Origin of the sequence: Cronobacter universalis NCTC 9529, from assembly GCF_001277175.1 — a bacterium.
Lineage (GTDB): Bacteria > Pseudomonadota > Gammaproteobacteria > Enterobacterales > Enterobacteriaceae > Cronobacter > Cronobacter universalis.
The window spans coordinates 1,456,325-1,468,051 of the sequence record NZ_CP012257.1; the positions used below are offsets into that span (position 1 = coordinate 1,456,325).

At 48.9% G+C, this 11,727-nt stretch carries 12 protein-coding genes and 1 pseudogene; 6 read left to right on the forward strand and 7 right to left on the reverse strand.

Going from position 1 to position 11,727, the window contains the following annotated elements; translation table 11 throughout:
- Positions 1-29 precede the first annotated feature (29 nt).
- The gene (locus AFK65_RS06650) at positions 30-842 is read right to left on the reverse strand and encodes a Cof-type HAD-IIB family hydrolase (RefSeq protein ID WP_038857618.1); all 813 of its coding nucleotides are present in this window, start codon (positions 840-842) and stop codon (positions 30-32) included.
- A 180-nt stretch (positions 843-1,022) separates the two neighbouring features.
- Here AFK65_RS06650 and AFK65_RS06655 point away from each other — a divergent pair, with 180 nt between their 5' ends.
- A complete protein-coding gene (locus AFK65_RS06655; RefSeq protein WP_007707190.1) occupies positions 1,023-2,474 on the forward strand; it encodes a flagellin N-terminal helical domain-containing protein in 1,452 nt (483 codons plus the stop codon).
- Here AFK65_RS06655 and AFK65_RS06660 read toward each other — a convergent pair.
- Positions 2,467-3,693 (reverse strand): MFS transporter, encoded by a 1,227-nt coding sequence (locus tag AFK65_RS06660; RefSeq protein ID WP_007707193.1) that lies wholly within the window; start codon positions 3,691-3,693, stop codon positions 2,467-2,469. The two genes, AFK65_RS06655 and AFK65_RS06660, sit on opposite strands and share 8 nt — an antisense overlap.
- A gap of 104 nt (positions 3,694-3,797) precedes the next feature.
- Between AFK65_RS06660 and AFK65_RS06665 the strand changes: the two genes are divergently transcribed.
- The 4 genes from AFK65_RS06665 (at position 3,798) to AFK65_RS06680 (ending at position 6,035) form a co-directional block, all read left to right on the forward strand.
- Positions 3,798-4,343 carry a TetR/AcrR family transcriptional regulator gene (locus AFK65_RS06665; RefSeq protein ID WP_007707196.1) on the forward strand — a complete coding sequence of 182 codons (546 nt, stop codon included), beginning with the start codon at positions 3,798-3,800 and terminating at the stop codon, positions 4,341-4,343.
- 124 nt (positions 4,344-4,467) lie between these two features.
- The gene (locus AFK65_RS06670) at positions 4,468-4,800 is read left to right on the forward strand and encodes a DUF1493 family protein (RefSeq protein WP_007707199.1); all 333 of its coding nucleotides are present in this window, start codon (positions 4,468-4,470) and stop codon (positions 4,798-4,800) included.
- 112 nt (positions 4,801-4,912) lie between these two features.
- Positions 4,913-5,617: a hypothetical protein gene (locus AFK65_RS06675; protein WP_032804434.1), complete on the forward strand. Its 705-nt coding sequence runs from the start codon at positions 4,913-4,915 to the stop codon at positions 5,615-5,617.
- A complete protein-coding gene (locus tag AFK65_RS06680) occupies positions 5,610-6,035 on the forward strand; it encodes a hypothetical protein (protein ID WP_007707202.1) in 426 nt (141 codons plus the stop codon). The genes AFK65_RS06675 and AFK65_RS06680 overlap by 8 nt, the downstream gene beginning before the upstream one ends.
- 221 nt (positions 6,036-6,256) lie before the next feature.
- On the opposite strand, the gene AFK65_RS06685 is transcribed toward AFK65_RS06680, so the two are convergent.
- The 5 genes from AFK65_RS06685 to AFK65_RS20790 form a co-directional block, all read right to left on the reverse strand.
- Positions 6,257-6,979, reverse strand: coding sequence for a hypothetical protein (locus tag AFK65_RS06685; protein ID WP_032804435.1), 723 nt, complete (start codon positions 6,977-6,979; stop codon positions 6,257-6,259).
- Positions 6,979-8,022: a phage integrase gene (locus AFK65_RS22405; RefSeq protein ID WP_007707205.1), complete on the reverse strand. Its 1,044-nt coding sequence runs from the start codon at positions 8,020-8,022 to the stop codon at positions 6,979-6,981. Before AFK65_RS22405 ends, AFK65_RS06685 begins: the two co-directional genes overlap by 1 nt.
- A gap of 95 nt (positions 8,023-8,117) precedes the next feature.
- Entirely contained in the window at positions 8,118-8,798 is a 681-nt protein-coding gene (locus tag AFK65_RS06695) for a hypothetical protein (RefSeq protein WP_032804436.1), read from the reverse strand.
- Positions 8,798-9,823 (reverse strand): hypothetical protein, encoded by a 1,026-nt coding sequence (locus tag AFK65_RS20785; protein ID WP_007707208.1) that lies wholly within the window; start codon positions 9,821-9,823, stop codon positions 8,798-8,800. Before AFK65_RS20785 ends, AFK65_RS06695 begins: the two co-directional genes overlap by 1 nt.
- Before the next feature lie 15 nt (positions 9,824-9,838).
- Entirely contained in the window at positions 9,839-10,441 is a 603-nt protein-coding gene (locus AFK65_RS20790; protein ID WP_032804437.1) for a phage repressor protein CI, read from the reverse strand.
- A 263-nt stretch (positions 10,442-10,704) separates the two neighbouring features.
- On the opposite strand from AFK65_RS20790, the pseudogene AFK65_RS06700 reads away from it, so the two are divergent.
- A pseudogene (locus AFK65_RS06700) lies at positions 10,705-11,685 on the forward strand (hypothetical protein); the annotation flags it as partial.
- Between the last annotated feature and the right edge of the window lie 42 nt (positions 11,686-11,727).

An 11,727-nucleotide genomic window follows, 5' to 3' on the forward strand; every position in this document is an offset into this window, starting at 1 on the left:
TAACGCGGCGGCCCGTCCGGGCCGTCGCCTCAGGCGAACGGCGCGTCGCCGTTCAGCACCTTGTCGATAATCTCCAGTACGCCGTCCTGATTGTTGGCGGGCGCACGGTAACGCGCGACTTTGTGGATCGCCTCCGGCGCGTTGTCCATCGCAAACCCAAACCCGGCATGACGCAGCATCTCAACGTCATTGCCGCCGTCGCCAAACGCCACGACCTCGCTGTCCGCAATGCCCCAGCGCTGTTGCAGCATCTGAATGCCGTTGGCTTTATGAAGCCCCGGAATGATGAGATCGATAGAGCCGTGGCCGCTGGAGACCGGCACCACGATCCCTTCAAACGCCTCGGTCAGTTCGTCCATTCGTTTCAGTAACTCGATATCCGGCAGGTTAAGCGCGAATTTAAAGAAAATGTCGTTGATACCGTGCAGGTCGTCGACAAACGCCAGGCGGTGATAGTAGTGCGCCGCCATCTCTTTGAAGCGCTCGTCGTAGCGCTTGAGCGTGTAGCCGCTGTGTTTCCCGCAGGCGATGATTTCCAGATGGTCCAGCGTCATCAGGTGGTCGACGACGTGACGATAGTCGTCATCGCTGAGCTCGCCGTTAAACACATCTTCCCCTTCGCACACCACCCACGCGCCGTTTTCCGCCACGAAGGCGATGTCGTCGGCGATGTCCGGGAAGAACGACGCCAGCTGGTAGTACTGGTTGCCGCTCGCCACCACAAAACGGATGCCGCGCGCTTTCAGTTCGGCGTATTGCTTAAGAAAACGCTCGCGGTGATACGTCTTGTCATCGCGTAAAAACGTGCCGTCCATATCCACGGCGATTAACTTAACTGTCATAAACGCTCCTTAAGGATTTACCCGGCCTGACACATAAAAAGTGCGGATAATGGCCTGTTAACATAAGCTGTGGTTATTAAAAGGATTTTTACTTAATTCAAATTTAGACCTAAAGCTAAATTGCCCCGGGGCCGATAGTAGCCTTGTTAACGACTCTCCGACGTGCGAAACGGCAACCCTATGGCGACTATCTTCAACAATCTGATGTCCGGCAATGTCCTGACGCAGCAGAAAAAAACGGCCGCTAGCTTAAGCCAGTCCATCGAGCGGCTCTCATCCGGCATGCGCATTAACAGCGCGAAGGATGACGCTGCCGGGCAGGCTATCGCCAACCGTATGTCCGCCACGCTCAGGGCGAATGACGTGGCCTCGCGCAGCATGAACGACGGGATCAGCCTCTCGCAGACGGCCGAAGGGGCGCTTTCTGAAGTGACCGATCTGCTGACGCGCGCAAAAGAGCTTGCCGTGCAGTCCGCGACCGGCACGCTGGGCGCAAGCGATCGCGCGGCGATCTCTGCGGAGTTCAGCGAGATCAAAGCGCAGATAGACGCGATTTCCACAGGGACGACGATTTTCGGCAAATATCCGCTGGCGCCCGCGGCATCGCCGCCGCCGCCCGCGTCGCAGCTCGGCAATATTCCGTCTATCAACCAGCGCTTCCCGGTGCCAGGCCAGCAATACACCTTTTCGTCCGGACTGGTGCCGCTGGCCTATATTCCGGCAGGCGCGACCGACATCACGCTTACGATTAACTCGGGTTGGATGGATGACGATATCCAGCTGTTCAGCCGCGATGGCAGCCATCTCGTCGGTACGCCGGTGAACGGCCCCACGCGCGATTTCACCTGGACCAATAACGGGGTGAACAGCACGGCGACCGCCAACACAAAAGTTATCTCGACCGATAACGGTTTTTTGCCGGGCGCCAGTTACAGCGACGCGAACCTGACGCAGGGGCCCGCCACCTACAACGTGAACGGCGGCGCGGTGAAGCAGTACAACGGCATGACCATCACCTACAGCGGCGATGGCGACCGCTACGAAACGCCGGCGACGGGCTGGGCCAACAACGGGACGGTATCGCCCGGCGACTATGTCGAGCGGCTTTCTATCGATAAGGTGACGGAAGATGTGATTATCATGGTGGTCGGCAACGGCTCGTTTTACGGACAGATGACCTGGACGAAACTGCCGAAGCCCACCGATCCGCCGGATAACGGGCCGGTCAGCACCGATACGGATATCGTAATGAGCGCGGACTATGGCGAGGCGGTGCAGTATAAAACCATCCCCGGCACGCCCTCGGACACGAAAACGCTCGGCCTTGATACCGCGCGGCTTGATAATCAGCAGAGCGCGTCGCAGGCGATAGACGCCATCGATCACGCGCTCGATACTGTGAGCGCGTATCGGGGCACCTACGGGAGCCTCGTGAATACGTTCGATTCGGCGAAGGCCGGGCTGGCGCAGGATACCGCCGCCACGACCGCCGCGCGCAGCCGCATTGAGGATGCGGATTTCGCGCAGGAGGCGAGCAATCTCAGCCGGACGCAGATCCTGCAACAGGCCGGGGACGCCGTGCTGGCGCAGGCGAACCAGCAGGCGCAGAGCGTGCTCTCGTTGCTTAAATAACGTCACGCGCCTGCCCGGACGCTGACGCCACAGGCGTAGCGGGTTTCGCCACCGCGCGAGCCACCACGGCCGCCAGCACGACCAGTGACAACACCACCAGCATCGCGCTGCGTAATCCGTAATGTTCCCCCAGGAAGCCGAGTAACGGCGGGCCCACCAGGAAGGCGATATAGCCTGCCGTCGCCACCACACTCACGCGCACCGGCGCATCCGGCCCGGTATCGCTCGCCGCCGAAATCGTCAGCGGGAAGCCGAGCGACGCGCCCAGACCCCACAGCAGCACCGACACGCTCGCGATAATCGGGTTATCGACAAAGATAATCAGCCCGATGCCGAGCGCGCCCATAATGGCGCTGGCGCGCACCACGTTAACGCGGCTGTAGCGGTCGATAAACCAGCCGCCAAAGAAACGGCCGAGCGTCATGCCGAGCGTAAAACCGGCGTAAATGAGCGAGCCGGAGGTGGGGCTGAAACCGTGGCCGTCCACCATCAGGAGCGGCAGCCAGTCGTTGGCGGAGCCTTCGGCAAACGCCATCGCCAGCACAATCAGACCAATCAACAGCAGCTGGGTGTCTCTCCAGAACGGGATATGGCCGGCAGGACGCTGCTGGCGCGCTTCTTTCGTCTCGATGCCGACGCCCCTCGGGATAGCCCGCAGCCCGATGATAATCGGGATAACGGTAATCAGCGTGGCAATCGCGAGATGCAGATCGGCGCGAAAATGCAACGCCGTCAGGCTCAGGCCGATGCCCGCGCCAATCAGCGTGCCGAGGCTGTAAAAGCCGTGCATCATCGGCAGAACGGTCTTGTTCTGTAACTGCTCGACGGTCGCGCCTTCGACATTGAGCGCCACTTCGGCGGAACCCATGCCCGCGCCCAGCACCGCCAGCCCGCAGGCAAACAGCAGCGGCGAGGCGAACCACAGCGCGAGCGCCATCAGCAACATGCCGATAACCCCAAGCGCCATGCCGTTGCGGATAACCGTATGCGTGCCGAGGCGCTTCACCAGCCAGCCGGAGCAGAGAATACCGCTCATGGAGCCAACGGAAAGCCCGAACAACACAATGCCCATGCCAGCGGTGGAGACCGCCAGCACATCACGAATGGACGGCGTGCGGGTCGCCCAGGAGGCCATCAACAGGCCCGGCAGAAAGAAAAACAGAAACAGCGCCCACGTCCGGTGACGCAGCGCGGAAGAGTGATTCACGTCGGATGACATAGCCCATTCGCCTGGAGAGTGAAAAAGAACCTTTAAAACGTAGCAAGGTTGTGTACATTTGTACACATACAGAAAATGCTTTCCGGCTGAGAATTCGACACCCTATGGCGACACGACAAAACGACCCGCAACGCCGCGAGCGTATTCTGGAAGCGACGCTCGCCTGCATCGCCACGCACGGCTTTCATCATATTACGCACCGTAAAATCGCCCTTGAGGCTGGCGTGCCGCTGGGCTCGGTCACCTACTATTTTACGACGCTGGAGGCGCTGCTGGCCGAGGCGTTTACGCGTTTCGCCGAGAGCATGTCGCGCCAGTACCAGGCGCTGATGGCGCAGGCGCAGAGCCGTGAAGAGGCCTGCGAGGCGTTAACGGCGCTGATTTGCGGCGCGCAGGTGACGACGCCAGAAAATATGGAGCTGATGTACCAGCTTTACGCCTACGCCAGCCGCCAGCCGCAACTCAAGATCATCATGCAGGACTGGATGCGCCGCAGCCAGCAGACGCTCGAAACCTGGTTCGACCCGGCGACCGCCCGCGCGCTCGATGCGTTTGTCGAAGGGATGACGCTGCACTACGTCGTCGACCGCGAGCCGCTGAATCGCGAGACCATCCGCAGTATGGTGGGGAGAATTGTGGGGGAGGGGTGAGGGGAACTGAATACACGAAACCGAGAAAGATACTTCTGGTCAATTAAGCCTAATTAAAATGATGCAAAATCCCCTCAACGGCATTTCGCTTTAATATATTTATGCGCAAAAAGGACGGGAGCGGATGAAGACGGTATCTGATAAAGAGATTCAGGCAATAATCTTAAAAGAATTGCCGCTGGTGACGTCTTTTACACTTAAAACACAACAGCATGATATTAACAGCCCTTTGCAGGAAACGTTTGAAGCCGAGGATATCGCAGAGATGGCGCAGGCGCTTTTTAGCCACTTCGGAACAGAGCACAGCTGCTTCGATCTGGCCGCCTACTATCCGTGGAAAGCTCCACGATTGTTTTCACGCAAGCCAGTGATACAGGATAAACCGCCATTGACAATCAGGATGTTTGTGGCGTCAGTGAAGGCGGGGAGGTGGTTGTATGGAAATTGTCAGGAGTAGTTATATTCTGATTCAGCGTTAGCTATTATTTAAAATGCAGGCCTGCGCACGAAAATCCATCCTTTTTTAAATCACATTTTTTGCAAATGTGATTAAGTGAGGTTTATTAAGGATGAGTAAGCGTGAAGATATTGTAGATGGGAAGTTGAGTGCTGGTCTTAAATATGGGCTTGTCTATACTGAGGTTCTGGGCTGGATTGATTTAGGCCACGCACAGGGTAACGATATAAGGAAATTATTAAAGGATTTTGCGATCGGGGAATCATCAGGCAAAAAAGAATACAACGTGTCTTACTCGCAATCCATGGTTGATCCCACAAGGTCTATAAAAATGGGAAAGTTCCTTACCTGGACTATCAAACGCGGACGTACTTATAACGAGCAATTGAGCATCGCCTTAGCCATGATGATGATTCTGGCCGGAAAATTTGAAGGATTACAACGTTCATTTTTTATCCGTTTATTTACAGATAGTGGATTTAGTGGCGAAGATTTGATTTCAGATTTGTTGGGTTTTTATCGTGTAGTCGCTATATATAATCCTTTCGACTTGCTGCGGCCAGTCAGTAGAGAGGATGCTTTAACTCGCTGGGACTACTACGGTAAAATTGGTAACTGGAAGAGTGATGATTTCAGACCATGGCTTTTTCCTGACCCGGAACGGTTTCCTGACGCAAAACCGCGTAAGGGATATCTGCCTTATTTTATGCGAACTATCACTCCATGGCATGACTTCCGCTCTGGTATAGTTAAAATTAACACTATGAACGGGAATTATATGGATAGCGCTAAAGGAGGTTCGCTACCTTATGCGTAAGAAGGCAAAAGTCCTTATTGTTCTGGCTGTGCTTTTGGCAGGCGCGTTCGGCTGTGCTATTCCATACATCAAAATGGAATTTACAGAAAGTGCTTACTATACCGAGAAAGATGAACGAGAGTATCGCTTCTTCACGCCCCAAATCTTACAGGAAATGCCGCGGATTTCTGAAAAATACGAATTTAGCTTTATCAATGTTAGCGGGCCTGCTTCTCAGGTGCATGTGGTTAAATTCTATAGGACATCTGATACCAGACAGGTGGACCGTTACCTCACCTCTAAAGGCTATAAAAAACAGGCAACCTGCGATATCGAGGCAACTTGCTGGCGCGGCAGTGATCCGCAAGAAACGCTCTATGTCGGAACTTTCAAGGACGAAAATATGGTCATGGTTCAGGTCGTTATTGATTTCTCATAGACAGTGAAACGGTTTTTTATCAGGAAAATAGTTTTTGAACTGGTGGTAAGAACCGAAAAAAACTTGAGTGGCATCTTAGGCCATTTTTGAACGCTGAAACATCAGTGCATAGCGGCAATACCAAACCCCGGACAACAAAAAACCCATTTATGTAAATGGGTTAGTGAAAACAACGACTTTTAATATTATCAATAAGTTAGTTTGGTGGTAAATAGTGGCGATTACGGGGTAGTGCCAACCGCTGTCGCCACTTTGTCGCCACTTCGGATCTTCTTCTCGTACTCATCTAATGCTTGCTCAACTTCGGCTAGATACGATTTGAAGGAGTCTAAGACCATGGTCAATGAACCGTTCATAAAAAGAACTTGTTTTCCATCCTTTTTAAATAAATCAGGATGAGCATCCATGAGTTCGAAAATGGGTTTAATGTTCTGTCCATCATTTTCTATGTATTTAGCATCGTTGTGTGCACAGCTATTTCTCAACTTTGTTATTTTTTTGATGGTTGAATAGTGAGTCGATGTTTTCATGCCTAGTAGTTTTTTTATGAATAAATGACTTCTCTCAAATCCGCTACCTTTAAGGTCTGAAATGTTGATTGGGGTTTGATGTTTACGAGCAAAGTTATTGCAGAATTTTTCAATCTCGTGCTCAAACATTCCGAAAATAGTTAAAAAAACAGACCTTCGAAATATACTTGGATAATATTCCAAGAACATTTCATCTAGATCAACAGATGAACTGTCAAGGCCCATGTAGTAATCGATGGACTGATAGAGACCTTCTTCAGGGGAAATGTCAATTACATATTCTTCTGGACCCTTTTCTTTATATTCTGTAATCCCTTTGTCAATGGAAGATTCACTTTGTAGTATTAATGTTTCGATGATTTCAAATGTTAGGGAGAAATCGAAAACTGGAAATGTTAATGAGAATTTAACCATTATGGAACCCTTTTAAAATTTACTTCATTGACACTCAGTGTTGCCAGAGGATTAAAGCGAAGTGCTGTTTCTAAGTGATCAGGCGCTAGATGAGCATAACGCATTGTCATTTTGATGTCGTGATGTCCAAGGATTTTTTGTAAAGCAAGAATGTTACCGCCGGACATCATAAAGTGGGCTGCAAATGTGTGTCGAAGAACATGAGTCAGTTGTCCGCGTGGAAGGACAATTGAGGTTTTATCCATCACCGACAAAAATTGGAAATAGCAGTCAGTAAAGAATTTGAAGCCGTCCAGGGCAATGATTTCCTCATACAGCTCTTTGCTAATCGGAATGCTGCGGTTCTTTTTGCCTTTGGTTCTAGTAAATGTGATTCGGTATTTTGTAACCTGTGAACGCGTAAGGTTTACAGCTTCGCGCCAACGTGCACCTGTGCTTAGGCAGATTTTGACAACCAAAGCGAGAAGGGGGCTTTGACGACGGCAGTCGTCCAATAGTTCTGTTATTTGCTCATGCGTTAGCCAGGCCATCTCTTTTTCAGCAATGGTGAATTTGCGCATGTTCTCAAGTGGGTTCGGTGCGCTCCATTCTCCAAGCCGGGCCAGCTCACTAAAAACTCCGCTCAGATAGCTTTGTTCTAAATTGATAGTTACCGGACTCGCTCCATTTTTCCATTTCTCACTGAAATAGATTTCTCCGGTCAGACGTTTGTCGCGGTAGTGTGCAAACATTTTAGCTGTGAGGTCTGTCGCAGGAGGATTTCCGAGGGCACCAACCATCAGGAGCAGCTTGTCATAAACATGTTCGCCAGCAGTCAAAGATTTGCCGTGCAGCTTGAACCAGAGTTCAACTATGTCTTTTAATGAACGACGGTCTACCGATTCGCCCAGCCAGGGTTTTGCTTCAGTTTCCTCCATGGTGTAGCGTTCAAAGGCCAGAGCTTCACCTTTTGTTGCAAACTGCTTGCGGACACGCCTGCCAGAGCGTCCCATGGGATAACACTCGCAGAGCCATTTTCCTGTTGTGAGTTTTCGTACTGCCATAAAAATGTCCTCCAATGGAGAACATTTATACTGTTTTTTTGTACAGTGTCAATGTATGAGGAACGTGTAATCATACATGTGATATGTGCTTTGGATTAGTGCACTTTTGTCACATCTATGTTTTTATCGATTTTGCCTCTATCACTGTAGGACCTTTGTTCTTTTCTTTTAATGTATAATTCCCAGCGAATATTATTCATTATAATGGCATAAATATTAAAAATAAAAGTCTTAACTACTAATACTAAGTAAATAAGACTAGTCCCTATAAGGCAATATCCTAATTTGATAATTAACTCTTTTATCAATTTTGAACCTGGAATTAAATCAATGATATTGCCAATCATCCCATTTGACTGACAAAATAGAATTATAACTAGATAAATGAAAGTAAACGTAATAAAAGAAATAAAAACTTTCATAAACGCCATGAAGTTATATTTCAACGTGGGCATCTGTGTTTTTTTATGCTGTACTGACATCATTTGAAGAAACATATCGGGCTTAGATAGTGTTGCAAATATAGTGAAACCTGCAATAAGAAAACCTAGGGTTGTTACTGCAAAGTTGAAACCAATCAAAGCCCAGTTTCTGATATCAGAGACTAAATGAGACGTATCCTTCTCAATGAAAAAAGAGTTTGTCAATAAAAAAATAGACGCTGCGAGCAAAATGCAAACATGGAATGTACTAATAGTAATCCGTTTGCAGAGCAAGTAAACATCCCAAAGATTTTTTTCTTTGGTTATTTCTTTAGCGTCTATTTTATTTATCATCAGCTAAACCTTTGATATATATTGCTAATAATTCTAATCGTCTTTTGTGAAAGAGCTCTGGGTAGAGATATCTTACTTTCATTTACAAGCTCTTCATATCGCTCATAACATTCATTTGCAGCCTCGTTGGTATTTTTTGATAATTCATCTATCTCACTTAACAAAACAAAATCATCATTACTACCTTTTATTATATCACCTTCGTCATCATATCCTTTAATATTTATTCCTGAATTTGCTAATCTGGTTGCTGATGTGAGTTGTTCTAATACGGCATCATGATTCAAACCTGAATCGGTGTTTGAAAAACGAATGGACGTAGAAATACTGCCCATTTCTTCTCCAGCGCTTTCAAGTGACTCCCAAAATTCGTCGTTATCAATTTCCTCTTGGTTCGTAGGGAGTAGTTTTACAGAAACATTTTGAATTTTTCTGAAATTTTCAATGAATTGCTCTAGGCTTTGTTCATCGGTTAAAGGTGTAATTCTTAATTTAGGTCGTACGATTTCACTTCGTAAGCTTTTTTTAGTAACTCGAGGTAAGTCAGGATCTACTTCTCGTGCCCTTTTTGCCGTTTCGTATAAGTGAGATATGTATTTTTCATACTCTATATTTAAGAAACATTGACTTGTTGACTGGAAGTTTTGAATTGTAGGAGCACCACTAACTTCCTTGCAAAGAATTAATCTGTGCGTATTTAATATTAAAAGAAAGAAAGAACTAGGTGCTGTTTCAAGCTCATCATGATCTTCGACTAAATCAGCACCATCAAATACCTGTTCTCTGGTTAGTAATGTATTTTTAATAATCCGCCCCTTAATTCCTAGTACAGGAGGGGTTGCTTCTTCATCAAGAATGACGCATTCAGTATCAATGAAAAAGAATTCTGATTTATCGGATATTCTGCGAATGTTCGCCATTTCTAAAAAAGATGGGAAAACGATTTCATCATAGTAATCCAATAAAACTTCATCACCAAAACGTAGAGTGTAATTTCCAAACTCGAGCTTTTTAACAAAATCCATTGCTGTGCCTCAAGGTTAAATAGTACGGTATTGTGAGAAGATTTTTGCAACAAGCTTTATATCTTCTTTTTTACAATCAAATGTTAAATGATCATCTGTTACCCGAAGATTACCTCCAGGTAATAAAAAGATTTGTTTTAACTTAAAATTATTTTGGTATTGAACAAGCCACATGCCATCTTCAATATTAGATTTATTTATATGTGCAATATTTGTGCAATGATGGTCCTGTATTGCTAATAAATCCTTAAAATGAGGAAGCAGGGTTTTATCTATAAATAAATGACCAGCATCGAAAATTTGATTGTCAATTAGTTTTACTTTCGAAATTTTTGAAACTTCACTTTCTTCACTCTTTTCACTTTCAAATACTGGCCCGCGCCCAGTAGTTAACCAAGTGAGGGTTGCTCCGGTTTCGATGGCACATTGGATGATCCAGTCAGAAGGGAAGGTGTCTCTTAGATATCGATTAGCCAAAGTACTTTTGGAGACCTTCAGGTGATCAGCTAGCGCTTGGCGCGTTGTGAAGCCATATGCTGAAACTAGCCTTTCGATAGCTTCTCGCCCACCGCTCTCAAAATTCAGCGGGATCTCATTTGGGTACTTTGATGTTGACATATCTCTTTTGCGATCCTAGTATGCACCTTGTTCCCAATTGGGTACTTGTCACAGTTCAAGGCAATTAATCAAGAAACAAGGAATCATGCATCATGACACCTAATATTTCAATCTCATTGGCCGTACCTTCTATTTCCATTGAAAAGTACAGTGAACTCACAGGCTTATCTATAGACACAATTAATGACATGTTGGCCGACGGTCGTCTAATTCGGCACCGCTTACGCAAAGATAAAAAGCGCGAAAAAGTTATGATCAACATTGCTGCTATGACTGTAGAGGCGCATTATCCAGAGCTGGCGTCCGGGCTGCATCTGCCGAAATTCGCGCGGGTGGTCGCGCACAGTGAGCCGGTGAGCAGCGGGAATTTTTCCGATCCGTTCCGCCCGCGCTACGCCGTTGACGTGCAGCTGCTTGACGCAGACGGTAAGCCGGACGGTAACACGCCGGTGTATTCCGCTGTGCCGCTGCCGGTGCCGATGGCCGGTAATGATTCGGGGATGTTCCAGTTTCCGCCCGAAGGCACGCTGGTTGAAGTGGGCTTTACCGGCGGGCGTGCGGATAAGCCGTTTGTGCGCCAGACCGTACCGGATGGCACAAGCCTGCCGGACGTGAAGCCGGGCGAGCAGCTGCAACAGCAGCGGGAAGAAGTGTCACAGCGCGTCACGCAGGCCGGTGACTGGGTGCGCAAGACTGACCAGACCATCAGCGAAACATCCATGAGCCGCGAAGTGACCGCAGACCGGGAGCGCCGCGAGCTGGTCAGCCGTGAAACCACGGTAAACGCCACGGATAAAACCACGGTACTGGGAACCGTCAGCATGCTGGCCGGTGCCGTTCAGCACGTGGCCACGGGCGATTACGCCATCGCAGCCAGCGGCAAATTTCTGGCCCGCGTGGAAGGCGACGCCGAAGCCGAAATTGACGGTCAGCAGAAAACGCACGTTAAGGGCGGCATCAAGACGCAGACCGATGGCGCACTTACCGAGAAAATCGCGCAGCTGCGTAAAAGCATCGCAGCGGGCGGCCAGCAAATCATGGGGCCAACGGTACACATCGGCAGCGAAGGTGTTAACACGCTGCAAATGATGCTGGAAACCATCGACCTGCTGGCACAGCTGGCCAGCCAGTGCGCAAACCATTCACACCCCGGCACCGGCGGGCCGACCACTGCCGCCGCGTTCAGCCAGACGGCAACGCAGGCGACTCAGACCCGCAGCCGTTATGAAAAGATAATAGCGTAGTGAATAAAGATAAGTATCGGTGGCTTACTAATAGACATTGTG

Bases quoted from the DNA above. Each gene is read 5' to 3' on its own strand.
- AFK65_RS06650 (WP_038857618.1), bottom strand. From the start codon at position 842: ATGACAGTTAAGTTAATCGCCGTGGATATGGACGGCACGTTTTTACGC.
- AFK65_RS06655 (WP_007707190.1), top strand. From the start codon at position 1,023: ATGGCGACTATCTTCAACAATCTGATGTCCGGCAATGTCCTGACGCAG.
- AFK65_RS06660 (WP_007707193.1), bottom strand. From the start codon at position 3,693: ATGTCATCCGACGTGAATCACTCTTCCGCGCTGCGTCACCGGACGTGG.
- AFK65_RS06665 (WP_007707196.1), top strand. From the start codon at position 3,798: ATGGCGACACGACAAAACGACCCGCAACGCCGCGAGCGTATTCTGGAA.
- AFK65_RS06670 (WP_007707199.1), top strand. From the start codon at position 4,468: ATGAAGACGGTATCTGATAAAGAGATTCAGGCAATAATCTTAAAAGAA.
- AFK65_RS06675 (WP_032804434.1), top strand. From the start codon at position 4,913: ATGAGTAAGCGTGAAGATATTGTAGATGGGAAGTTGAGTGCTGGTCTT.
- AFK65_RS06680 (WP_007707202.1), top strand. From the start codon at position 5,610: ATGCGTAAGAAGGCAAAAGTCCTTATTGTTCTGGCTGTGCTTTTGGCA.
- AFK65_RS06685 (WP_032804435.1), bottom strand. From the start codon at position 6,979: ATGGTTAAATTCTCATTAACATTTCCAGTTTTCGATTTCTCCCTAACA.
- AFK65_RS22405 (WP_007707205.1), bottom strand. From the start codon at position 8,022: ATGGCAGTACGAAAACTCACAACAGGAAAATGGCTCTGCGAGTGTTAT.
- AFK65_RS06695 (WP_032804436.1), bottom strand. From the start codon at position 8,798: ATGATAAATAAAATAGACGCTAAAGAAATAACCAAAGAAAAAAATCTT.
- AFK65_RS20785 (WP_007707208.1), bottom strand. From the start codon at position 9,823: ATGGATTTTGTTAAAAAGCTCGAGTTTGGAAATTACACTCTACGTTTT.
- AFK65_RS20790 (WP_032804437.1), bottom strand. From the start codon at position 10,441: ATGTCAACATCAAAGTACCCAAATGAGATCCCGCTGAATTTTGAGAGC.